This window comes from Gabonibacter chumensis (assembly GCF_024741215.1).
GTDB lineage: Bacteria > Bacteroidota > Bacteroidia > Bacteroidales > Marinifilaceae > Gabonibacter > Gabonibacter massiliensis.
Window position 1 is genome coordinate 921,857 of sequence record NZ_JANSKB010000001.1, and the last position, 23,020, is coordinate 944,876.

General features: G+C 43.7%; 17 protein-coding genes and 2 riboswitches. Of the genes, 5 read left to right on the forward strand and 12 right to left on the reverse strand.

Going from position 1 to position 23,020, the window contains the following annotated elements; translation table 11 throughout:
• Nucleotides 1-34: 34 nt before the first annotated feature.
• Complete coding sequence (locus NVS78_RS04000; RefSeq protein ID WP_286358030.1) at nucleotides 35-727, reverse strand: energy transducer TonB; 693 nt, start codon at nucleotides 725-727, stop codon at nucleotides 35-37.
• A gap of 510 nt (nucleotides 728-1,237) precedes the next feature.
• On the opposite strand from NVS78_RS04000, the gene NVS78_RS04005 reads away from it, so the two are divergent.
• The gene (locus tag NVS78_RS04005) at nucleotides 1,238-1,891 is read left to right on the forward strand and encodes a 4'-phosphopantetheinyl transferase family protein (RefSeq protein WP_286358031.1); all 654 of its coding nucleotides are present in this window, start codon (nucleotides 1,238-1,240) and stop codon (nucleotides 1,889-1,891) included.
• A gap of 49 nt (nucleotides 1,892-1,940) precedes the next feature.
• Here NVS78_RS04005 and NVS78_RS04010 read toward each other — a convergent pair whose 3' ends face one another.
• The 4 genes from NVS78_RS04010 to cobI form a co-directional block, all read right to left on the reverse strand.
• Entirely contained in the window at nucleotides 1,941-2,930 is a 990-nt protein-coding gene (locus NVS78_RS04010; RefSeq protein WP_286358032.1) for an aspartate-semialdehyde dehydrogenase, read from the reverse strand.
• A 145-nt stretch (nucleotides 2,931-3,075) separates the two neighbouring features.
• On the reverse strand, nucleotides 3,076-4,794 hold the full coding sequence (locus NVS78_RS04015) for a phosphoethanolamine transferase family protein (RefSeq protein WP_286358033.1): 1,719 nt from the start codon (nucleotides 4,792-4,794) through the stop codon (nucleotides 3,076-3,078).
• Nucleotides 4,781-5,842 (reverse strand): BamA/TamA family outer membrane protein, encoded by a 1,062-nt coding sequence (locus tag NVS78_RS04020; RefSeq protein ID WP_286358034.1) that lies wholly within the window; start codon nucleotides 5,840-5,842, stop codon nucleotides 4,781-4,783. The genes NVS78_RS04015 and NVS78_RS04020 overlap by 14 nt, the downstream gene beginning before the upstream one ends.
• Before the next feature lie 204 nt (nucleotides 5,843-6,046).
• Complete coding sequence (gene cobI / locus NVS78_RS04025; protein WP_286358035.1) at nucleotides 6,047-6,754, reverse strand: precorrin-2 C(20)-methyltransferase; 708 nt, start codon at nucleotides 6,752-6,754, stop codon at nucleotides 6,047-6,049.
• A 110-nt stretch (nucleotides 6,755-6,864) separates the two neighbouring features.
• A riboswitch (cobalamin riboswitch) is annotated at nucleotides 6,865-7,060 on the forward strand.
• A 27-nt stretch (nucleotides 7,061-7,087) separates the two neighbouring features.
• Here cobI and NVS78_RS04030 point away from each other — a divergent pair.
• The 3 genes from NVS78_RS04030 to NVS78_RS04040 are packed head-to-tail and all read left to right on the forward strand — an operon-like array spanning nucleotide 7,088 to nucleotide 10,319.
• Nucleotides 7,088-8,248, forward strand: a complete 1,161-nt coding sequence (locus tag NVS78_RS04030; protein ID WP_286358459.1) for an ABC transporter substrate-binding protein — start codon at nucleotides 7,088-7,090, stop codon at nucleotides 8,246-8,248.
• Nucleotides 8,249-8,252: 4 nt separating this feature from the next.
• Nucleotides 8,253-9,293: an iron ABC transporter permease gene (locus NVS78_RS04035; protein WP_289623344.1), complete on the forward strand. Its 1,041-nt coding sequence runs from the start codon at nucleotides 8,253-8,255 to the stop codon at nucleotides 9,291-9,293.
• Nucleotides 9,294-9,302: 9 nt separating this feature from the next.
• Complete coding sequence (locus NVS78_RS04040) at nucleotides 9,303-10,319, forward strand: ABC transporter ATP-binding protein (protein ID WP_286358036.1); 1,017 nt, start codon at nucleotides 9,303-9,305, stop codon at nucleotides 10,317-10,319.
• Between the two features lie 59 nt (nucleotides 10,320-10,378).
• Here NVS78_RS04040 and NVS78_RS04045 read toward each other — a convergent pair whose 3' ends face one another.
• From NVS78_RS04045 to NVS78_RS04075, 7 genes are all read right to left on the reverse strand, one after another.
• Complete coding sequence (locus NVS78_RS04045) at nucleotides 10,379-11,263, reverse strand: DMT family transporter (RefSeq protein WP_286358037.1); 885 nt, start codon at nucleotides 11,261-11,263, stop codon at nucleotides 10,379-10,381.
• Between the two features lie 54 nt (nucleotides 11,264-11,317).
• Nucleotides 11,318-13,102 (reverse strand): cobalt-precorrin-5B (C(1))-methyltransferase CbiD, encoded by a 1,785-nt coding sequence (cbiD, locus tag NVS78_RS04050; RefSeq protein ID WP_286358038.1) that lies wholly within the window; start codon nucleotides 13,100-13,102, stop codon nucleotides 11,318-11,320.
• A 211-nt stretch (nucleotides 13,103-13,313) separates the two neighbouring features.
• Complete coding sequence (gene cobM, locus NVS78_RS04055; protein WP_286358039.1) at nucleotides 13,314-15,125, reverse strand: precorrin-4 C(11)-methyltransferase; 1,812 nt, start codon at nucleotides 15,123-15,125, stop codon at nucleotides 13,314-13,316.
• A 4-nt stretch (nucleotides 15,126-15,129) separates the two neighbouring features.
• Nucleotides 15,130-16,314 carry a precorrin-6y C5,15-methyltransferase (decarboxylating) subunit CbiE gene (gene cbiE / locus NVS78_RS04060; protein ID WP_286358040.1) on the reverse strand — a complete coding sequence of 395 codons (1,185 nt, stop codon included), beginning with the start codon at nucleotides 16,312-16,314 and terminating at the stop codon, nucleotides 15,130-15,132.
• Between the two features lie 53 nt (nucleotides 16,315-16,367).
• On the reverse strand, nucleotides 16,368-17,777 hold the full coding sequence (gene cobJ / locus NVS78_RS04065) for a precorrin-3B C(17)-methyltransferase (RefSeq protein ID WP_286358041.1): 1,410 nt from the start codon (nucleotides 17,775-17,777) through the stop codon (nucleotides 16,368-16,370).
• Nucleotides 17,778-17,976: 199 nt separating this feature from the next.
• On the reverse strand, nucleotides 17,977-18,903 hold the full coding sequence (locus NVS78_RS04070; RefSeq protein WP_286358042.1) for a sirohydrochlorin cobaltochelatase: 927 nt from the start codon (nucleotides 18,901-18,903) through the stop codon (nucleotides 17,977-17,979).
• Nucleotides 18,904-18,986: 83 nt separating this feature from the next.
• On the reverse strand, nucleotides 18,987-21,227 hold the full coding sequence (locus NVS78_RS04075; protein ID WP_286358043.1) for a TonB-dependent receptor: 2,241 nt from the start codon (nucleotides 21,225-21,227) through the stop codon (nucleotides 18,987-18,989).
• Between the two features lie 54 nt (nucleotides 21,228-21,281).
• Nucleotides 21,282-21,491: riboswitch (cobalamin riboswitch) on the reverse strand.
• Between the two features lie 204 nt (nucleotides 21,492-21,695).
• Between NVS78_RS04075 and NVS78_RS04080 the strand changes: the two genes are divergently transcribed.
• Nucleotides 21,696-23,000: a cobyrinic acid a,c-diamide synthase CobB gene (locus tag NVS78_RS04080; RefSeq protein ID WP_286358044.1), complete on the forward strand. Its 1,305-nt coding sequence runs from the start codon at nucleotides 21,696-21,698 to the stop codon at nucleotides 22,998-23,000.
• Nucleotides 23,001-23,020 lie beyond the last annotated feature (20 nt).

Genomic DNA, 23,020 nt, shown 5'->3' on the forward strand with positions numbered 1-23,020 from the left:
CGACAGCCCCTTGTTATAATTCAAAAATCTTTTATCATTGATTCTTCAATTGGAAATTAATGGGTACGGTAAAGGAAACTTTTACTGGTACTCCTCTCTGCTTCCCTGCTTTCCACTTGGGCATAGATTTGATGACACGAACGGCTTCCTGGTCAAGAGACGAGTCTACTCCGCGAACCACTTTTATGTCACCAACAGTTCCGTCTTTTCCAACTACGAATTGAACGATTACTTTACCTTGTACTCCGTTCTCCTGGGCAATCATCGGATACTTCACATGCTTGTTAATCCATTTTGTGATATCTCCTCCCGGAAAAACCGGCATGTCTTCCACGGTTACAAAGACATCGTCTTCTCCCGTTGCATCGGGATCGTACTCCCCGTCATAATCGTAATCTTGAACCTCTCTGTTCTCTACGTCAGCTTCAACGTCTTCGATTTCCAGTTGCTCCTCAATGTCCGTATCATCTTCAACAATATCGATCAAGTCCGTTAATTTCGGGGCTGGAGGAGGTGGAGGAGGCGGTTTCAACATTTGTTGCGTAACTGGAATGACCTCTTCTTCCATTGTCGGCTCTGCCACGGTCATGAATTCTTCTTCAACGTTAGTGCTTACTTTCCATTCGAAAGCTAAGAATAAGATGGCCAAGGCAGCAACCAAACCGATCTCGAAGAAAATACCTTTTCTTCTTTCAAGGTCTGCTTTCGGTGATTTCTTTACTTCCATTTTATTAGTTTAAATATGTGCTTACTATTATTCCACTTTTCGTTCGTAAAGATAAGCAATATGGAGAGAAATAACAACTTTTTTTCGAATAAAATGTTAAACAGAAAACGAATCTCTTTTAAAATCGTGTTAATGTGCAAGTAGAAGGCTGAAAATAAGAAGAAGTAAAAAGGGCAGCCTATTAAGACTGCCGCTTTTCGGGATGTTCGTATTGTATGTAAATCACTGTATGTATCTTCTTTTTATGTAAATCGCTCTTTAATTTTTTGCTCTTCTATTCAAATGTTATTCAAACGTTAATTTGATGATGTAAAAGTAGAATATAAAAATGAGAAAAACAATTTTTCAAGGGATAAATGTGAATATTTTCTTAATTTTTTCACGATACAAGCTTAAATTAACGTTAATTATGTATTCCCGGCGCTTCGAAATCTAAAAACGGACCTTAAAGGATAGAAATTCGGGTAAGTTTTTTACATTTGTATCATGCTCGAGGTTTTTTATATTTACATGCCGTCAACCGTAAGGTATGAGAAGGTTTTTCCCGGATTGAAAAAATGGATATCCGAGGAGGCTTATCGGGAAATTGTCGCTTGTAAGAACGAACGGGTAAAATTGTTCCGGTCGGTAGGAGAGGCCTTGGTGCGTTATGTATTGGAAGCGTATTGGCATATCGCTCCTTTTTCCTATCGAATCTTGAGACAGGAAAAGGGGAAGCCTTATTTGGAAGGAGTTCCGAATCTTTTTTTTAATATTTCTCATTCCGGAGATTATTTGGTATGTGCTTTTTCCGATCAGGCCGTGGGAATCGATATAGAGAAGAGACAAAAGGTTCGAATGGAGGTGGCTTCTCGTTTTTTTCATCCTTTGGAGGTAGAGCGGTTGAAATCTGTATGGGCAGAGAGAAAAGATAGACTGTTTTATGATTTTTGGTCCGTAAAGGAGAGCTTTTTGAAATATACGGGAACTGGTTTAACGCGTCCGTTGAGCAGTTTTCGGGTCGCCTTTGAGGAGGATGGTATTTTTTTGCATGAAGAAAACAAGAAATTACCTTTAGAGGTAAGCGAATGTCCGATTGATCATCGGTATTCTTGTTTTGTTTGTAGTGGGCAAAAAGTATTACCTCGCGTTCGGGAATTTTCAATTTCGATATTTCAGCTTTAAATAGAAAGGAGTACAACGATCTCTATTTAAAGCTGAAATAAAAATTGTATTATAATAATTGCTGTCTGTTCAGGTATTCTGCTATTTGAACGGCATTGGTCGCTGCTCCTTTTCGCAGGTTGTCCGAAACGACCCATAGGTTAAGGCTGTTTTCCCGGGAGAAATCCCGTCGGATCCGTCCCACGAAGACCTCGTCTTTTTCATTAGCCGTAAGTGCCGTCGGGTAAATATTTTGCGACGGATCATCCTGTACGACCACTCCGGGAGTTTGTGACAGTAAATTTCGAATGTCATCTAAGTCGTAATCGTGTTCGAATTCAATGTTTATACTTTCGGAATGTCCACCCGTCACGGGAACACGGACGGCGGTGGCCGTTACCTTTATAGAATCGTCGTTTAAGATTTTGCAGGTTTCGTTTACCAGTTTCATCTCCTCTTTCGTGTAACCGTTTTCTGTAAAAGAGTCGCAATGGGGTAAGCAATTTCGGTCGATAGGATGGGCATAGGCTTTTTTCACCTCTTTACCTTCCCGTTCACCCTCGAGTTGTGTGATTCCTTTTAAGCCGCTTCCGGTAACGGATTGGTAAGTGGATACAACCATTCGTTTGATTTTGTATTTTTTGTGGAGAGGTGCTATTGCCATAAGCATTTGTATGGTGGAACAGTTCGGATTGGCAATAATTTTATCGTCTCTGGTCAATGTATCGGCATTGATTTCGGGAATGATTAATTTTTTAGCCGGATCCATTCTCCAAGCCGAAGAGTTGTCTATGACGGTAGTCCCTGCTGCTGCAAATTGAGGAGCCCATGCTAAAGAGGTTTCTCCTCCGGCTGAAAAAATAGCTACTTGAGGTTTCATTTGTATAGCCTCTCGCGTGCCTACTACTTTATATGTTCGGTTTTTAAATGTGATCTCTCTGCCCACGGAGCGTTCGCTGGCCACGGGAATTAATTCGGTTACGGGGAAATTTCTCTCTTCCAGAACTTGCAACATCTTCCTGCCGACAAGACCTGTTGCTCCTACTACTGCTACTTTCATATTTTTCAGTTTTTTGCAATCGATATATTGGGATTGCAGAATTTATAATTGATGGTATTAAAAACAACGACAAATGTATGATAATTTTAATTGCAATCGTCAATCATTTTAATCATCCAATCACTAAATCACCTAATATAGACATTTATTTAATATCATGGTTTAGTTTCATTTTTTGAATGTATTCCTTGTCTTGCTTTTTCATTCCTACGAGGTAGTAGTTGACGGGTTTGTCGTGGTCATTCAAGTACATGCGGGGACGGCGTTTGAATTCCGGATTGACTAAAGATAAGTCCGGTCTGAAGTAAGCAGTGCGGATACCTGCTAAATCCAGTAATGTATGGAAAATAGCATTTGTCGAAACCGGAGCATCGGCATGTGTAAGGGCTTGTGTGTAATGTTCCGGTTTTAATGTTTTGTAAGACTCGGAAAACCACAGGAAGAAAGGAATGTGTATTTGATAAATGGTAGGGATGGGAGAAGCATGAAGAAATTTTTTCCGGCAGTCATCCAATAGATCTTCTCCGTGGTCCGGAGAGTACAATAGGGCTGATTCTGCCTGATTTTCATTCAACAATTGGATAATGTCGGCCAGAAAGCCGTCGGTATAACGAATACTATTGTCGTAAGCATTGATCAGTTGTTGTTTGTATTTGTATTCGATTCCCGAGGTGTTGTCCGGTGAATAAACGGCAAATTCTGCCGGATACCGTTCCCGGTAGTTGAAATGTGATCCGTAGGTATGGAGTACGATAAAAAGGTTGTCGGACAAGGAATCGATGCATTGCTTAATCAAAGGGATTAAGGCTTGATCGTAATTATTTTCGGTGATTAGTCCTCCTTCTAACGGTAATCGGATGGTTTTGTAGATGTCCGCTTCCGAAGCGAAATAGTCCGTGAAAGAACGGTTGGGAATCTGATTGGAAAAAAAGACGGTTTTGAAACCGACTTCTTTGAAAGCGGTAATAATACTTTTTTGGGTATAAAGAGCCTCGTAGTGTTCCGCCTCGGCGGCAGAAAGGATTAAGGGAACACTTTTGTGCGTGGTGTTGGATTGGGTAAGGGCATCTTTATACAATATTAAGTTTTCCATCGTTTTTAAACGGGGATTGGTTTCCCTTTCGTATCCCCATAAACTCCAATTTTTGGCGCGGGAAGCTTCTCCGATAACGAGTATATAGATTTCTCTCTTTTCGGAAACCAGCGAATCCCGAGTGGCATGAAAGGTGAAATTTTTAGACGTTTTTGGGTAGAGTTCACTACGGTGCCATTTATGAACGGCATATCCCAAATTGTAAAATATATTGGCAGGATAGATATCCGTTTTTATTTCGTAGCTGTTGTCCCGTGATTTCTCAAAAACGATACATCCGGATGTAAGGACGAGTAAAGCTACTCCCCCTATGATCATGTGTCGGCGAAAGGTCGCGGGATAGATTACTTTATAATGTACCGACATAGAGGCGAAAACGATGGTCGGAATATAAAGGACACAGACCAGGATTATAGCCGGCCACAAGCTGTTTAACAGCTCGCCTGCTTCGGATGCGTTGGTCGTTGGTAAATTCAAAAACATATCAACGGCAATAACGGACTCTCCGAAAAGGTAAAACAGGACCATTTGAAAGGCGTGGAATATCAATAGGGGAATTAGGATGAGTTGGATTAATCCGGCCTTTTTGAGTAGGGAAAATACGATAAGGTATACTCCTAAAGGAGCAAGGATAAGAATGATTCTTCCTAATCCCGAAAGAGGTTCCGTGAAGATTAGGAAACAGTTGGGTGTCATGTTCAGGATGATGAAAAACCAAAAAACTGCTTTGGGTTTTTTCGTGAAATCGGAAATAAAATTAAAAAGCTTCATTGATATTGAAGTAGAATGCGCTCTGTCCTTTGCCGAAACCATAATCTAATCTTACGTTAACTTTGTTTTTAAATTCCCAGCGGTATCCCAATCCGTAGGAGGGAAGGGTTTGACTCCATTTGAATTTGTCCGTTTTCGGAAAAACATTTCCGGCTCCTCCCCAAACGACAACGCCATGTCGGTTGTAGATTTTTTGCCGGAGCTCCACCTGGGCCTGAACCATATCGTTGTCTCTGTATTGTCCTTCGTAATATCCGCGCATCCGGTAGGAACCTCCTAATAGGGCAACCATACTCCACGGGGTATCTCCGTAATTGAAAATACCTTGTATCTCCGAAGCAAGGATTCCTCCTTTCCATAGCTTATGGTAATAACGGAATTCTACGCTCGTTCTATTGAAATCATAGTCATTTCCCAAAAATTTAGGAAAGAATTGTTGTTCCAATTTGGCATAAAATCCCTTGCTCGGATTCGGAATAAAATCCCTCGAATCATAGGAAGCTACGATTCCGGGACCGAAACAGGAGATGCTGCTTTTTTCTCCGTTAAGGAATGAAATGTCTTTAAAATCTTTTCCGTTAACGTTTCTGAACATCAAATTGGGCCCCACGTAAGTGTGTTTAGCGACTTTGAATAAAAAATCCAGTTTAATTTGATTTTCTAACCGTTTGAAGGTCGTGCTGGAATCCCTGTGTCCGGCTTCATAACCGATTCCCCAGTAAGAGCTCGGAAAAGAGAAGAAATAGATGTTTCCGTCGATTCGAAATTTGTCTTTCGGAAAAATCGTATTTCCGCGAATCCCTAACAGATAAAATCCGGTTGTGGTGATATCACCGTAAATAGAAACATTGGAAGGAGATATGGATTTGTCGGAACGGTCTAATCGGTATAGACCGGAAGCGACCACACCGAGGCCTAATTTGGTATCGCTCGAAAAATGAGGTCCTCCGATGATGGAGAAATCGAATTTTTTCTCTTCTTTTACTTCGTTCGATTCGGCAAAGTAACGATAAAAACGCTTGAAAAAATTATCTTTTTTTGTTTTCACAGAATCCGGAATCTCTTTTATGCTGTCCCTTTTTTCTATTGATCCGTCTGCTTTGCCCTGGGATATACCAAAGCCAAACAGGAGAATAAAGATATATAGTGATCGTTGAATCATATCTTGTTTTGTTGGAAATAGTTGGAATATAGATTTTAATACACGGTTTTAATTCTGTTAGACGATGTACGCAAGATTTATGCCATTTGTTTACTTTTTGATAATCATCAAAGAAAAATAAGGAAATTCTCTCGTCATGATTTCGTCTTTGTCTTGGCAATAAAGCTCTCCGGTCGTACCGATGTTTTCAAAATAATGAACATGAAGTGACGGATTCTTTGCTATAAAGCGATGGATCTCGTCCGTACATTGTGAAAGTTTCATAATTACAATGACATAGTTTTTTTCTATTAAACCCTGGAGTTCTCCCGTGGAGACGGTGCCGGGAAGAACAATTAGTTTTTCCTCCTGTTTCACGATATGGAGACCGGTCAATGCTCCGGCCGCAATAAAAGCCGGAATTCCGGCTGATGTCGTGATGGGAATTCCGGCGTTTGATAGTTTCTCAAACAGATAATTGCCGGAAGAATAGAAACCGGAGTCTCCTTCCGCTGTAATGGATACGATCTCCCCTTTGTTTATTTTTTCCTGAATTTCCAAGGCTATTTGATCATACGTCCGATTGGCTTCCGTCCGGTCTTTTGACATAGGGACCGGAAAACAGTGAATCCGGGTTGTATCGACGGGCAATGCCTGCAATATGGTTAAAGAACGGGATTTAAAATTACCGTTTTTATCTGCGGTTCCCGGACAGTATATGCTTGTCGATTCTTGTAAGGCTTTCAGGGATTTAACCGTGATTAATTCCGGATTGCCTGGTCCTAATGAGACGTTTATGATTTTTCCTGTTATTGCCATATCTATGATTTTAATCGTAAAAAGCAAATTTGAATCTCTTTATGATCTCTGGGTCATAAATTTGCGAGGGCAAAAGTCGTAAAAAAAAGAATGTGATCAAAATAATATTTATATCTTTGCATGCGTCTTGGTATTTCCATAAGGAAAAGGGAATCCGGTGAAATTCCGGGGCTGTCCCCGCAGCTGTAAAGTCAATCGCTATCTCGTAATGAGGTAGATCTTTTCGGTACAACCACTGAAATGTGTCTGTTTTGGGAAGGAGAAAAGATGACAAGCCAGAAAACCTGCCAGATGTGTACATTGATTAAATTTAATCTTTCGGAGGAAAAGAAAATGAATACATTCATGCGATTATCTTTAGTATTGTTGTTATCTGTCGGTTTACTTTCTTGTAAACCGGAAAAACGTCGGGCTAAGGTTGATTCTGTCGTATCCGGTATTAAAGCGGAAGCAGACACTGCAGGACAAATCCGGCTGAAGTATGCGCAAGGCTTTCGGGTTGAATATCGGAAAGATTATTTGTTATTGGAGATACAAGACCCACAAAATAAAAATAGTACTTGTTACCGGTTCGTTTTGAAAAAGCGGGGAAGTCATGCCTCTTTCCCCGAGGGAGTTCCCGTGATCGATCTTCCGGTCAGGCATTTGATCTGTATGACCTCTTTACAGTTGTCCAATGTTATTAAGTTGGGGGCGATGGATCGGGTGGTCGGAATTACGAGTACCCGTTACCTTTTCAATGAAACCATGCAAAAGCAAGTGGACGAGGGGAGGACTCAAAAGATCGGTATCGAAGGGAATTTCGATAATGAGGTGATCATGAATATCAATCCGGATTTGATGCTGATTTCCCCTTTTAAACGAGGGGGATATGATGCGGTGAAGGATATAGGCATTCCTTTGGTTCCTCATTTGGGCTACAAGGAGATGACCCCGTTGGGGCAGGCCGAATGGATTAAATTTACCGGTTTATTGTTGGGAATGGAAGAGGATGCGAATCGGATATTCGGTCAGATAGAACAACGGTATAATGAATTGAAACGGTTGGTACGGGATGTGAAGCGGCGCCCGGTTGTATTCAGTGGAGAGCTGAGGGGTGGCGTGTGGTATGCGGTCGGGGGAAAAAGTTTTTTGGCTCAATTGTTTCATGATGCGGGAGCCGATTATTTTTTAAAAGATGATCCCAGATCGGGAGGAGTTACTCTCGATTTTGAAACGGTCTATAATCAGGCCGAGAGTGCGGATTATTGGCGTATCGCGAACAGCTTTCCCGGAGAGTATAGTTACGATGCGTTGAAGGCACAGGATGAAAGATACGCGGATTTCAAGGCGTTCCGGCAAAAAGGGGTGATCTATTGTAATATGAGGGAAAAACCATTTTACGAAAGTATGCCGGCCGAGCCGGATATTGTTTTGGCTGATATGATTAGGGTATTTCACCCGGAGTTGTTGCCGGATTATCGGCCGGTGTATTATGATTTGTTAAAAAAGTAGGAAGATGAACATACGGAGAAATACGGTATTGATTTTTTCCATTATAGTATTTATTATCGTCTTTTTGTTGCTGAATTTGGTTTTGGGATCGGTTTCCATTCCTTTTACCTCCGTGTGGAACGTGTTGACAGGGGGGGAGGGAGAACCGGTGGCTTGGCAGAATATCGTTTGGAAATCTCGTTTACCTCAGGCGTTGACTGCATTGGTGGCAGGAGCCGGCTTGTCTATCAGTGGGTTACAGATGCAGACGATTTTCCGGAATCCTTTGGCCGGTCCTTCCGTGTTGGGGATTAGTTCCGGAGCCAGTTTGGGGGTTGCTTTCGTTGTGCTTCTTTCGGGCAATTTGGGAGGGGTCGCCTTGAGCCGTTTAGGGTTTATCGGAGAGGTGGCCATGTCCGTGGCGGCTGTGATAGGAGCTCTGTCTGTTATGGCCTTGATCGTTTTTGCTTCCGGGAAAATAAAAGGGAGTGTTACTTTATTGATTATCGGAGTGATGATCGGCTATATTGCCAACGCGATTATCGGGGTATTGAAATTCTTTAGCGTGGAGGAGGATATCAAGGCTTATGTTATCTGGGGTTTGGGAAGTTTCTCTCGAGTCTCGGGTAATCAGATGATGTTGTTTGTCGGAATTATGGCGGTGATCATTCCTCTTTCGTTTTTGTTGATCAAGTCTTTGAATCTGTTGATGCTGGGTGACGGATATGCCCGTAATCTCGGATTGAACATAAAAAGAGCCCGGGTGGAAGTAATTACCTGTGCCGGGGTTTTGACGGCTATCGTGACGGCTTACTGCGGACCGATTATCTTTTTGGGTTTAGCGGTTCCTCATTTGTGTCGGGCTATATTTCAGACTTCGGATCATCGGATGTTGATGCCGGCTTCTATGCTGGTGGGGGCAGCTTTGGCTTTGGCCTGTAATTTGATCGCCCGTTTGCCTGGGTTTGAAGGAGCTCTTCCGGTTAATTCCGTGACGGCATTGGTGGGAGCTCCCGTGGTTGCATCTGTTTTGTTTAGGAAACGGAAAGGGGATTGGAACGAATAAAATGAGGTTATGGCATTAAAGGATACGGTAAATATAAGAGGTCTTTCGATCGGTTATAAGACGAAAAGTCACACGAAAATAGTGGCACAAGGTATTTGTACGACGATCTACGGGGGGGAATTGACTTGTTTGTTAGGGGCTAACGGGGTAGGTAAGTCGACACTTTTGCGGACGCTCTCTGCTTTTCAACCGAAGTTGACAGGAGAGATCGAGATCAGGGGAAAAGAGATCGAGAGATATACCGATAAGGAGTTGTCGACGACCATAGGGGTAGTACTCACGGAGAAGTGTGATGTCCGGAACATGATGGCCCGGGAATTGGTTGAAATGGGACGTAGTCCTTATACCGGTTTTTGGGGAATGTTGAATAAGGAGGATCGCCGGATTGTCGAGGAGTCTATCGCTTTGGTCCGGATAGAGAATTTAGCCTCCCGGATGGTACATACCTTGAGTGACGGAGAACGTCAAAAAGTGATGATAGCCAAAGCATTGGCGCAGCAGACCCCGATTATTTTTTTAGACGAGCCTACTGCCTTTTTGGATTTTCCGAGTAAAGTGGAGATCATGCAATTGCTTCATCGTTTGACGCGTGAAACCGATAAAACCATTTTTCTCTCGACCCATGATTTGGAGTTGGCCTTGCAGATTGCCGATAAAATTTGGTTAATGGATCGTCAACACGGCATTACGATCGGGACTCCTGAAGATTTGGCCTTAGACGGGCATTTGAGTAATTTTTTCGCTCGTAAGGGAATTGTTTTCGATATGGAGACCGGTTTGTTCCGGATTGAAAATCAATATACGAGGCAAGTGCGGTTGATCGGGCATGGCCAGAAATATGCCATGGTTCGGAAAGCTTTGCAACGAAACGGTATGTTGGCCAATCGGAATGTAGAGTCGGATATTGTCGTAGAGACCGGAGATCTTACGACCCAAGGTTTTAAGATACAGTTCCCCTCCGGAAAAATCGTATCTGTTCCCGATATCGATATTTTACTGAAACAACTGGTTGACAATTGTGAATAAAAGAATTCCGTGACGATTTTTAGTCTCGGAATGCTTTCGTCGGCAATCTTTGAATCGTGTTAACTGACTTTTCGTTTTTCCTGTAAGACGACGATACTTACAGCCACGATAATTAACAGGATTCCGATGGCTCCCTGGACGGTGAACCACTCGTGAAATACCCATATTCCTATGACTACGGCCGTTAAGGGTTCCATGGCTCCGAATATGGAAGTAAGGGTTGGGCCGATGTGTTTGATGGCTTTAACCAATGTCATGTTGGAAATGGCGGTCGCCGGCAATGCCAGGCCCAGGATGTAAAGCCAGAGATTTCCGTCGGTCTCTAACCGAACTCCTCCCGTGAAACTGCCGCAAATGATAAACATTAGGGCTCCGAAAGCCGTTACATAGCACGTAAGAACGATCGAATCGATCTGTACGGCACGACTTTTTCTCACGCCGACAATATATCCTCCGTAAGAGAAGATAGAGATGCAGGCGGATATAATTCCGAGAGTCGCATCTCCTTCGTTGTGATTGACGTTACCGAGTGAGAGCATGACGGCTCCGACGATAGACATGCAAATAGCTGAAAGGATCCAACCTGATTTTCTTTCGCGGAAAAAAAACATCATGACCACAGCAACGGCTAACGGATACATGAAGTGAATCGTGGATGCGACTCCGCTCGATATGTTTTGATAGGCGATAACTAAACTGAAGGAGGTAGCAGCCCGGAACAGGCTCAATAAAAAAACGACACCTAAATCCTTTTTACCTATGCAAAAATTGCGCTTAAAAGATAATCCGAATAGGATTAAACAAAGAGAAGCTACTCCCCAGCGATAAGATAATACCTCAAATGATGAATATCCGGCAGCTAAAAGTGTCAGAGTAAAAAATGGGGCCAGCCCGAATGTTGAGGAGGCCACGATTGCGTATATAATCCCCTTAATCCTACTCATATCTCAAAAATTCGGCGCAAAAATAGTAAATCCAATTGAAGAATGATAGCCTGGTCAATTGTTTTCTTGTATAAGAATGATTTCCAATTCGGAAGAGCAGAGCTGAGGGAGACAGTATTTATAGCAATACTCGATGAGTTTTTCGAAGAAGGCGGGGGAATCAGCAAATAATGTCCATAATTCCCGGGCTAAGGTAATGTCTGCAATCGAATGGATTAAAGCAGAAGGACTTTTTACTTCTCTGGCAATTCGACGGATGAACTCTTTGTTCATGACTACTTTTTTACTATGCGTGTCTAAATGTCCTTCCGCTAATTTAATTGCTTTACCGATCATAATGCCCATGGTGATTTTTTCAATGCCTTCCGTTTCCGCCATCTTTAACGTTTCACCGATGAAATTCCCGTAATGGATAAATGCTTGTGGGAGAAGATCGGGGAAGCGTTCCCGCAACCTGTTTTCGCTTTTGGCCCCGGAATTGATGACGATATGTTTACAACCGAGGGCTTTGGCGACCTGAATTTCTTTACGGATGGAATTGATAAATGCTTCCGTGGAGAAAGGACGTACGATTCCGGAAGTGCCGATGATGGAAATTCCTCCGGTAATCCCCAATTTCGGATTAAACGTTTTTTGTGCTAAAATGCTTCCCTCGGGTACGGAAATTCGGATGTCAACTCCTTGATCGACTTTGTGTTGATGAATCATACGTTCTACCTCTCGAATCATCATAGCTCGGGGTGTGGCGTTAATTGCCGGTTCTCCCACGGGGATTCCTAAACCGGGGAGAGTCACGGTTCCTACCCCTTCTCCGGGAAGAAATCGGATTTCCGGAGAAGAGTTGAATTTGATTTCGGAACAGATCAGGTGTCCGTGGGTTACATCCGGGTCATCTCCCGCGTCTTTGGTAACGCAGCATTTGCAGGAGTCTTCATTCAAAAAACCTTGTTCAACGGGTAGAGTCACTTCTTCCCCGTTGGGCAGAGTTATTGTTGCTTCTGTTGGAACTGTTCCGGTAAGAAGTCCTTGCAAGGCGGCTTTGGTTGCGGCCGTGGCGCAGGTTCCCGTCGTGAAACCGCTGCGTAACGGATAAAATCCGGGTAAAAGACGTTCCACCCGGTGACGAAGTCCGTGTTCTCCGTTGACGGTATAAAAAGAATCCGGTAATGGAGGACGTTTGATGACGAGTAGCGGGATATGCAGGGCTTTGGCCGCTTCTGTTTTTTCACGGAAAAAGCCCGACTCTCCGCTCTCTTTCGTGAGGATGGCTTCCGGTCGTATTTTTTCCAAAAGAGCGGTTTCATCTTCTCCCTCTTGCCAAAAAAGTAATTTTTCCCGGGGAAAATTTTCTTTAAGGGCAAGTTGTAAAGAGTCTTCCCGGTTAAGTATTCTGAACCAACAAGGATATTGCGACCAGTAAGGATGTAACTTATGGATTGTCTGGACGCCTGTTAGGGCCAATAAATTCCGGATAGAGTATCGCTTTAGGTATCGGATGGCTTCATCGAAAGAGTCGCACCAGATAAACGAAGGATCGTGTTCGGGATAACGGCGTTCGAAACGAATAACGGGAATTTCCAACTCCTCGGATATAAGGGCGATATTCGCGTGTAAATTTTCGGCAAAAGGGTGGGCGGCATCCACGATAAGGCGAATGTCATGGGAAATGCAGAAATCTTGAATGGATTTCCGGTCCATCTCTCCGTTGATTCGGGTACCGTGCCTACATTCCAACTGTTGGGTTTTACCTCGGGTGGAATAGTAATAAGAACTTCCCGCTTCGTCCAATGTACGAACCGCTGTCCTTCCTTCTGTCGTTCCGCCGAATATTAAAACCATAATAACGATGATTTATTTGTAAATTTTAAATTGATGACTGTAGATTAAATGATTCTGAGATTGATAGATTCTGTGATTCTGAAATTTGATTCATTTGAAGTTTATAATTGCGGAATTACTTTTATTATTTTAGCAAATTATATCCGTCTCTGTGTGTTATTAAAACCATATAATTGTAGATTGTAAATTTTCAATCTACAATTGATGCTTTTTATTTGCGAAACAGGTGTTTGAATTGGTGCGAATAGAGCCGGGAAAGTCCCTGTCTGTTATCGATAGCTTCTCCTACAACGATCATCGTGGTGAGAGTCAGGTGATTTTCTTTTATGATCCGGGCCAAATCTTTTAATTCTCCCCGGTAAATCCGTTCGTCTTTCCAAGTCAGATGGTAACAGGCGGCTACCGGAGTCGTGGGCGGATAATGTTCCAACAACTCACTCTGTACTTGCTCTGCGATAGAAGCACTCAGGAAAATACACATAGTGCTTTGTGACCGGGCCAACAGGTGTAGTTTCTCTTTTTCCGGCATCGGGGTGCGGCCTTCTCCCCGGGTAAGGATAATGGTCTGTACTTTTTCCGGTATGGTGAATTGGGATTGTAAAGCTGCTGCTGCTGCCAGGAAAGAAGAGATTCCGGGCGTAATATGATAGTGCATGCCGTATTCGTCGAAAAAGGCCATTTGTTCTTGAATCGCCCCGTAAATGCAAGGGTCTCCGGTGTGAAGCCTGACGATAAAAAGTCCTTTATCGTAAAACTCTTTCATAATTGCGAATTGTTCTTCCAAATCCATAGAAGCCGAACTGCGTACGGTTGCTCCAGGTTTGGCGTAATAGGTTAGTTCCACGGGGACCAGACTACCGGCATACAGAATAAGGTCTGCCTGTTCGAGGAAGCGCTTTCCTTTTACGGAAATTAATTCGGGATCCCCGGGTCCGGCGCCTACAATTTCTATGAAACCTTTACGTTCCGCAAGGGCATCGCATGCTATGGCGTATGTAAAATGGCTCCCTTCAAGAAGGGACATTTTTTGTTTTTCAATAAGTAGCTGTTCGTTGCGGGCACTTTTCAAAGCTGTGCTTTCTGCCACGCTGTAAACAGAGGTAACTTCGAAAACTTTTTCGGAAGGATTGGGAACCACTATGCCTCGTAGGTCTTCTGTCGCGTATACGGTAAGAGGAAGTCCTGTTTGTCGGGAGATTTCCCGGATAAGGGGCTCCTCTTTTTTTAGTTCGATAGTGGAAATGCTTTTTAGAGATAAAGGAGATAAGCCTTTGTTTGTCATATCTTTTTTTATCCATTCCCACGCTCCTTCCGGATGAGCGTTTCTTTTGCAGCCTATTCCCATGTGGAGGACGGGGGGTCGGAAGGTAAGGGTCGGTATGGAAAAATTGTAAACGCGGGGAGTGACGGCGATCAACAAGTGAAAGCGTTCTTGAGGAACGTCTTCGAATCGATAGAATAGTTCTACATGTTCAGGGTAGGTATGTTCCAAATAGTTTGTGCCTTTGTCTCTAATATCCAACAGCAGGGCCGTCGGGCGTTTGTTTACAAAGGCGGCGATGATCTCGTTCATCGGATGTGTTTTTTCCACTTTCCATCCGAATTGGCGGTCGAGGGTATCGAGAGCCCATAGATTAGTATTATCGCTCCGCGTGGTAATAATAGCCTCTCCGCCGATAATTCCCGCTACGCGCTTGGTTAACTCGTTTGCACCTCCCACGTGTCCTGACAAAACCGAGATGACGTGTTTCCCTACGGCGTCTATGTTGATCACGGCAGGATCCTTGTATTTGGATTGGATACAGGGGGCTATGGTCCGAACACATATACCTAAAGCTCCTATGAACAGGAAAGCGTCGAAATCATGGAAATGAACCGCGGTAAATGTGGCGATGGAGTCGATAGGAGTGCATCCTTCTCGTTCTATCGATGAAAATATTTCGCTGTTTGGTATCTCCCGGCGGATGATCCGAGCCGTTTCGGCTCCCTGATCCGAGGCTATGATGATGGCTATCGAATTCATATGATTAACTGTTTTTTGTCGCTTGAATAATTTCTATCGGGTTATGTTGATCGACGGTTATACGGTGTCGTTTGGTGATCGTAAAACCACATTGTTCCGCCGTGACGGTAAACAATCGATTGCTCTCTTCCGAGACGGAATTGAATACGACAGGGCCTCCCGAAACGATCTTTTCGCTTAGGATATGTAAGATCTCCTTCATTTTTCCCCCGTGTCCGCCGATAAAAACGGCATCGGGATAAGGGATGCCTGTCAGGTCTGCCGTGGTAAAATCTTTTGCGATGGTTTCGATTCCCGGGGTACCGAACTTTTGGCAGTTGGCGTGCATCAGTTCTTCTCCTTCCGGTCGTTGTTCGAAAGCGGTAATATGAAGGTGGGGAAATTGTAGTTTAGCTTCGATGGATACGGAACCGGTACAAAATCCGATATCCCATAAATGTTGCCGGGATCGGAGATCTAACATGCTTAAAGATAGTAAGCGAACCGGCATTTTCGTGATCATCTTGCTTCTTCCGTTCAGCAGATGGAACTCCTCTTCCGGGATGCCGAAAGGTCGTTCTCGGGGATAGGTCTGTTCGAGGATGATGCAATTGGGGAATTGAAATTCTTGTTCGCAGACTTCCGGCAAAGAGAACCTCCGTATTCTTTCTTCTGTATTTCCCAGTAATTCACCGACGGTCATTTGGTAGTTGGCATATCCGAATTCAAGCATGCGTTGGGCGATGGCAGGGGGCGTTTTTTCACGGTCGGTCAGAATACCTATCTTTTTCCTTCCTTCAATCAATGTTTTGTCGAATTCATGCCATGGGCGCCCTGTAAGAGAGACCGTATGCATGTCGTGGTAAGGCAGAAGCAGGCGGTGTGACAGGGTTTGTAACGAATTGAAACAGGGGTATAGTATGATCTTTGCCTGAGGCAATCGTTTCTGGATCGTGGTTGCAAACCCGAAAAAAAGAGGATCACCGGAAGCAAAAACAACCATTTCCCCCCATAAGGCGTATTGTCGGAATACATTGTCCAAGGGAACGGTTATATCTATCCAAGTGTAATCGGGCGGAAGCAACTTCTTAACGAGTTCATGATGTCGTTTCCCTCCGGAAAAAACAGAATGACTACTGATGAGCGAACGGATATGCTTGTTAAAATCCGGTTCTTTGTTGTCGTCCAATCCGATTACAATAAATTCCATAAGAATAAAATTAAAAATGAAATACACACAGAACGCCAATAGGGTGTCTGAAATTATAAATCTCTTCCGGGACGTAATTGCGACGCATCGTCGAAGCAAAGGATGGCATTGACAATTGTAGCGGCAAGATTACTTCCTCCCTTACGTCCTTCTATGATAATCTTGGGTATACGGGTGAATGATTTAAGCATATGCTTGGATTCCCGTACATTGACAAATCCAACGGGTGCTCCGATAACTCCTGCGGGACGGGCTTTCTTTTTGCGGATTAACGAACAGAGTTCCATCAGGGCGGTGGGGGCATTTCCGAAAACGTATAAAGCTTCAGGATGTTCTTCTGCTGCTAACCGGATTCCGGCTTGTGTCCTGGTAATATTCAACTGGTTCGCCATTTCAGCGATTCGTTCGTCATGCAGGTAACATTTTACGGATACTCCTAAACGTTCGAGAGCTCCTTTTCGAATACCCGATGCAGCCATCGTAACATCCGTAATGATGGTCCGGATCTTTCTCTCCTTGAAATTTTGGTACAATTTCTCCACGGCTAAGGGATCGGAGTAAAAGATATTTTCCATATCGAAATCGGCTGTGGTATGGATCGTGTGTAATAATGCCCATTTCCGGTCCAAAGGTATATCCTTGTTCTTTAGTTCCGAGGCTATGGTACGGAAACTTTGAATCATGATCTCTTGCCCTATTTTCATCTCGGTGTCGGATTCTTGATCCCGATAGTAGCCGCGGGGAGTGATGATGTGATTGTCCCACGCGTAGGATTGAGAATTACCGATAATGACGATGGTAAACATGTCGACCTCTTCCGGGTCGAAATCGGTAAGGGTAGTTATTTTTGTCTTTTGTTCCGTTCTGCCTGCTTGACGGACAAACCCGATCGGGTTTTCCGGTTGGCGGTACTGTAAAAAGATCTCCTTTAAACGATGAAGTTGCCAGTAACGGCCTTCACTTTTCGGATTATATATGGCTGTGACGAAATCGGCAGCGGCAGCAGCTGTTATTCGTTTTTCGATTTTTTCCCAAGGGGTCATCAAATCGGAAAGGGAGATGATGCAGAAGTCGTGTCCGATCGGTGCACCCAAAAGAGCTGCTCCCTTTTGAAAGGCACTGATGCCGGGAAGAATCTCAATTTCGATGTCGCTGTTTAACTCTTTTTTCATTTCCAAAATAAGGGGAGCCATACCGTATATGCCGGCATCCCCCGAGCTGATCACACAAACTGTTTTCCCGTTTTGAGCTTGCCGGAAAGCTTCTGCTGCCCGATCTTGTTCTTTTTTCATTCCCGTGTCGATACATTCTGCGTGACTGCCGATAATTTCCTGAATGAATCTGAAGTAGTATTTATAGCCGATAACAACGTCGGAATCGGCTATGGCTGTCCGTACGGCAGGCGTAATATCTTCTTCGCTTCCCGGACCGATACCCGCTACGTATATTTTTCCGTTATTCATATTTGAATTGTTTAACCGGAACAAAGTTACTTTTTTTATTTCACTTTCATAGAATCCATAAGGTTCTTCAAATCGATAAAATTTTAAAAGCCCATAGGGTATAAATGATTTCTGATTGAGTTTTGCTCTTGCCTTCTTTACAATCGTCAATCTTTTCAATCTCTTAATCTCCCAATCCTTCTATCTCTTAATTCTTCCATCACTCGATATCGTCCGATATTTCGTATTTCTTTTTCTTGGTTACGATATCTTCTTTTTTGTGGGTAGCCGCGTAACGTGCATGTCGGATGAAAATATCCTGAATGCGGGAATATTCACCTAATCCTTTCAGACAGAGGGAAACCCGGTATCCGTTTTTTTCCAATTTTTCTTTCCACTCTTTGGCGATATCGTTTTTTGCGTGATCTCCGGCTACGAACATGAATGGAATAAGGGTAACTTCTTTCTTTCCGGATGATTCAAGTCCGGACAATACATTTTCAAAAGTCGGATAGCCTTCAATGGTCCCGATATGGTAATTTTTATGCCCTTCTGCTTTCATCATGTAATCAAGCATACCGTAAGAGGCATTTCCCGGGTGATAGGTTCCGTGGCAGACAAATACGCATTCTCCTTTCGTTTTTCCTTTTAATTCTGCGGCGATTGCTTTTATGGCTTTGAGGTAGTCTTCCGGTGAGTAGAGTAACGGGTTTCCGATACGGATATCCTTGAATTTGGATTGTAATTGAGCTGCGTCCCGACGTAAAGATTCCATTTCGATACCTTCGATAATGTTCGTCGACTGTATGATGACATGAGTATAGCCTTCTGTTGCCAATTTGTTTAATGCCTCTGTCGGGTTTGGTTTCCGAACTCCTTTTTCTTTTAGACGACGTATAATCATACGGGAGGTGTAAGCCTCTCTGACTTCAATATTTTGAAACTCTTTTTTTATTTTCTGATTAATGGCGTCGATGGTTAAGGCCCGGGTATCGTCATGGGTTGTCCCGAAATGTACGATGAGAAGAGCGATTTTATCATTGGGCCCTACTGTTTTAAAGATGTCGGATTCTTTAAAACCTTCTCCGTGTCCGAAGAGAGTTATGTGGAAAAGTAGTAATAAGATGATAATTAATATGTTTTTCATGACAAGAAAGGGATAATCCCCGGGATGTTCGAAAATTCTAAAAAAAGGTAGATGTGTTTTTCAAACATCTCCGGGGAGATGGGTTATTTGGTGAAACGAATAATCAAACTGGCGAACAAGGTTCTGCCCGGATTGAGTGTGGCGTAATTTACCCCGTTCGGACGATCGTCCGTCCAGTCAAAAATATTGTCTATTCCGGCGTTCACTTCAAAGAAGAAGTTTCCTACCGGAGCAAAAGTGTGGGTAGTTGCCAGGTTCCATAATTGATACTTCGGGGCGCTCTTGTCCGTATAGATAGGTTCCCCCGTCGTTTTATCCTTTGTTTCGGAATAGATGTATTTTTGTCCTTGTATTCTTCCGTTTACATTTACGTTCAGTCTGTATTTGTTCCATTCGTGCATCCATCCGGCACGGAAGGTGGCCGCGTGTCTTACGGCCTCGTTCAACCGGTGTCCGGTTTTCCGGTCTTTGGCATAAACACAATTGTAGGCTCCGCCTGCGGAGAAACCGTATCCGAGATAACTGTTAACGGAAATATCGAACCCTTGTGCACGCGCTTTATCTAAATTGCGATACATTTTCCTCGTTTTGATTCCGTTCTCCTTGTCCTCTTCCGTTAATTCCAACTCGTAACTGTCAATGATGTCCTTGATGTCATTGATATATCCGTTTACCGAGATATTCAGAAATCTTCCGACATATTCGACATTCAAACTGTAATAGTTTGATTTTTCAGGTTTTAGATCGGGATTCCCGATGGTGATAGATCCCCGGTTCTCGTAATCATAATAGAGTTCCTGTAAGGTCGGAGCTTTGAAACCGGCGGAATAGGCAACCCTGAAATTGAATTTTTCCAGAGAGTACATCAAGGCTAATTTCGGGGTAAATCTGTTTTTGAAATTTTCATGATAAACATAACGGAATCCGGGAAGGACCTGGAGTTTGTCCCATAGACGTATTTCGTCCTGCGCGTAAATAGCGAGTGTATATACCTCTTTAGGTTCATCCAAGCTACCGGGATTTTTCATGTAGTCGTCCACGTATTCGGCACCCACGGTGAATTTGTTAAAATCACCGACCCGGAATACGCTTCTCAGATTGGCATTATAGTACTTTTGACGTTTGGTCAGTTCTTCGTCGCCAACCCGGAAGGTCGTGTCGTTTTTGACCACCTGTGCCACGGTATAAAGCTTGTTATACTCGTAGTTGTCCATGTGTAAATCTAAAGCAATATAGGCTTTGTTATCAAACAGGTATTTTCCTCCTACACCGAAATTGTAATCCATATAGGTCAAATCGTACGTGTAGCCTCCGTCGTTTTTCTTGTGTTGGACGGGACGGTTCACCTCTCGGTCAAAATAGCTTCCTTGGGCATAAAGCGATAGCCTCTGGTTCGGCTCGTAAGTGAAACGTTGGCTTACGATATTGGAGAAAAAGGAGTTGACGGATTCTTTCCTGGTAGGAATGACCGTATCTGCGCTTGTTTCGTAGGGACTTAATTTCCACCCGTCCGATTGGCGTCTTTGGTAAGAGGTTGAGGAGGTAAATTTACCGAAATTCAGGTCTAAACTGGCGTTTTGGACGAAACTGGATTTTCCCCCGAACCGGGTTTTGGATTGGATGCTGATAGGTTCTTTGGGTTGCTCGGTAATGACATTGATAACTCCGGCAATGGCTTCCGATCCATAGAGGGAAGAGGCTGCTCCTTTCAGTATTTCGATTCGTTTTACCCGGCTCATATCAATACGCGACAAGTCCGTGTTGCCGGAAACATCTCCCGCCATTTTTTTCCCGTCCACTAAAATTAGAATATGTTTGTTTTCCAACCCGTTCATCGTGAAATAGGAGCCCATGACGGTCGGACGGATATTGAAAGAGGGATTTAATAATAATAAGGCGTCCTCGAAGGAGGTGACTCCGGCTTTTCTTATTTCTGTTCCGCTTAAAACTTCCACGGGTACGGGAGAGTCTTTTAGTCTGCGGTGAGTTCCCGTACCGGTGACAACGACCTGATTCAAGTTTACGGGCGTCCGGGATAGTTTGAAAACGATCTCTTCTGTGCTACTGTTTACTTTTATGTCTTCCGTTTCATAACCGGAAAAACTGGCTCTGAGGATGTATGTCCCCTCCGCGATGTTTTTCAGGGCAAACTCTCCTTTGTTATCCGTTGCGATACCTATATTCGTGCCGATCAATCTCACGTTAGCTCCCGCGAGAGCTTTTTGGGTTTTGGCATCGATGACTTTTCCTTTTAGGGTAATGCCGGCGAGTGAAACACTGACAACCGATAACAGCAAAGCTGTTAACACAACAAACTTTTTCATTACAATGATTAATTTTTAGCTGTTTATAATTCTATTCCTGACCCCGGGAATAGTTATTACCTATATGTCTCGGCAGGTCTCCTGACTACGCCTAAGAACGATACCTTCCCGTCCGCAATCGGACAGTGGTGTAAGAATCTGTTCTTTGGTCCTTCTTTTAAAAGACCGGGCATCACAGTAGCGGGCACTGTTCCGGATTCTAACCGGCTTCCCTCTTGTGTGTTAGCGGATATGCAACACAACACCAAAGACAGTGCAAATGTATTACTTTTTGATTTGAAATAAAAAAATACTTGAAAAAAATGACAAGTTAAATCGGAGCATAAAAAAGAGCTATATCCGGTCGAGAGGAAAATAACCTGTTGCACCCGTCCCTGTGTGCTTTTCAATCTCAAAATTTTTTAATCACTCCATCTTTTTACCCGCGATCATGAATTATCACTATATTTGCCTTTTAATTCGGATCAAATGCGGAAATCACAGTTTTTAATCGGAGCGGCTTCTTCTGGAAGCGGGAAAACTACCTTCACGATCGGTTTGTTGCGGGCTTTGAAGGATCGGGGCTTGGCCGTACAACCCTTTAAATGCGGACCGGATTATATCGATACGAAGTATCACGCCATTGCAGCGGGGGAAGAATCGGTGAACTTGGATGTTTTTATGGCTGCAGAAAAGCGTGTACGGGAGGTATATGCCCGTTATGGCGAACATTCGGATGTATGCGTGACCGAAGGGGTAATGGGCCTGTTCGACGGTTATGACGGCATGAACGGGAGTAGCGCAGAAATTGCCGCTTTGTTGAATATTCCCGTGATATTGTTGTTGAATGCCCGGTCGACGGCTTATTCTGTAGCCCCTGTTTTGTACGGTTTTAAACATTTTTATCCGAAGTTGCAGGTTGCGGGGGTCGTTTTTAATTTTGTCGGGTCCGCCATGCATTACTCTTATCTGCAGCAAGCGTGTCGGGATGTCGGTATGGAAGCTTTGGGATACCTCCCGAAACAGGAAGATTTTGAGGTGCCTTCCCGGCATTTGGGGTTAACTCTTGATGAAACGTTCGATTTTGATGCTTTTGCCGGCCGGGTGGCGAAGGTTATCACGCGGACAGTGGATGTGGATCGTTTATTGGAGTTGACGCAAAGGGCTTTTGAAGCGGTTGCCGTTAGTGAGAGGAGAGTAACCGAAAGGTTGAGGATCGCTGTTGCCATGGACGAGGCCTTTAACTTTGTTTACCGTGAAAATATGGAGGTATTGAAACGGATGGGTGAAGTTACTTTTTTCAGCCCTTTGCGGGACCGGGAGTTGCCGTTATCGGATTTTGTCTATCTACCCGGCGGATATCCCGAGTACTATTTGCCCGAATTATCTGCCAACGGGGAAATGTTGGCTTCGATTCGGGATTATGGGGAGAGTGGAGGAAAAGTCTTTGCCGAATGCGGGGGGATGATGTATCTTTGTGATTCTATTTCGGGTATGGACGGAAAGGTATACCCTATGGCAGGACTTTTGAAACATAGGGCGACCATGGAAAAGATGGGTTTGAAATTGGGATATCGGCGGATAGAGATCGACGGTATGGTGTTCCGGGGGCATGAATTCCATTATTCCCGGGTCGTGTCCGGAGATCGGCTTATCCCTACGATTGGAAAAGCATATAGTGCTAAAGGGCGGGAAACGGACACGCCGATGTATCATTATAAACACGTGTTAGCTTCCTATATCCATTTTTATTGGGATGAGGAAACATTTCAATCTTTGTATTCGATTATTTGATTTTTTTTGATCGTTGAAAG

Bases quoted from the DNA above. Each gene is read 5' to 3' on its own strand.
- NVS78_RS04000 (WP_286358030.1), bottom strand. From the start codon at position 727: ATGGAAGTAAAGAAATCACCGAAAGCAGACCTTGAAAGAAGAAAAGGT.
- cbiE (WP_286358040.1), bottom strand. From the start codon at position 16,314: ATGGAATTTATTGTAATCGGATTGGACGACAACAAAGAACCGGATTTT.
- NVS78_RS04005 (WP_286358031.1), top strand. From the start codon at position 1,238: ATGCCGTCAACCGTAAGGTATGAGAAGGTTTTTCCCGGATTGAAAAAA.
- NVS78_RS04075 (WP_286358043.1), bottom strand. From the start codon at position 21,227: ATGAAAAAGTTTGTTGTGTTAACAGCTTTGCTGTTATCGGTTGTCAGT.
- NVS78_RS04045 (WP_286358037.1), bottom strand. From the start codon at position 11,263: ATGAGTAGGATTAAGGGGATTATATACGCAATCGTGGCCTCCTCAACA.
- cobJ (WP_286358041.1), bottom strand. From the start codon at position 17,777: ATGAATAACGGAAAAATATACGTAGCGGGTATCGGTCCGGGAAGCGAA.
- NVS78_RS04080 (WP_286358044.1), top strand. From the start codon at position 21,696: ATGCGGAAATCACAGTTTTTAATCGGAGCGGCTTCTTCTGGAAGCGGG.
- NVS78_RS04040 (WP_286358036.1), top strand. From the start codon at position 9,303: ATGGCATTAAAGGATACGGTAAATATAAGAGGTCTTTCGATCGGTTAT.
- cobM (WP_286358039.1), bottom strand. From the start codon at position 15,125: ATGAATTCGATAGCCATCATCATAGCCTCGGATCAGGGAGCCGAAACG.
- cobI (WP_286358035.1), bottom strand. From the start codon at position 6,754: ATGGCAATAACAGGAAAAATCATAAACGTCTCATTAGGACCAGGCAAT.
- cbiD (WP_286358038.1), bottom strand. From the start codon at position 13,102: ATGGTTTTAATATTCGGCGGAACGACAGAAGGAAGGACAGCGGTTCGT.
- NVS78_RS04035 (WP_289623344.1), top strand. From the start codon at position 8,253: ATGAACATACGGAGAAATACGGTATTGATTTTTTCCATTATAGTATTT.
- NVS78_RS04015 (WP_286358033.1), bottom strand. From the start codon at position 4,794: ATGAAGCTTTTTAATTTTATTTCCGATTTCACGAAAAAACCCAAAGCA.
- NVS78_RS04070 (WP_286358042.1), bottom strand. From the start codon at position 18,903: ATGAAAAACATATTAATTATCATCTTATTACTACTTTTCCACATAACT.
- NVS78_RS04030 (WP_286358459.1), top strand. From the start codon at position 7,088: ATGAATACATTCATGCGATTATCTTTAGTATTGTTGTTATCTGTCGGT.
- NVS78_RS04010 (WP_286358032.1), bottom strand. From the start codon at position 2,930: ATGAAAGTAGCAGTAGTAGGAGCAACAGGTCTTGTCGGCAGGAAGATG.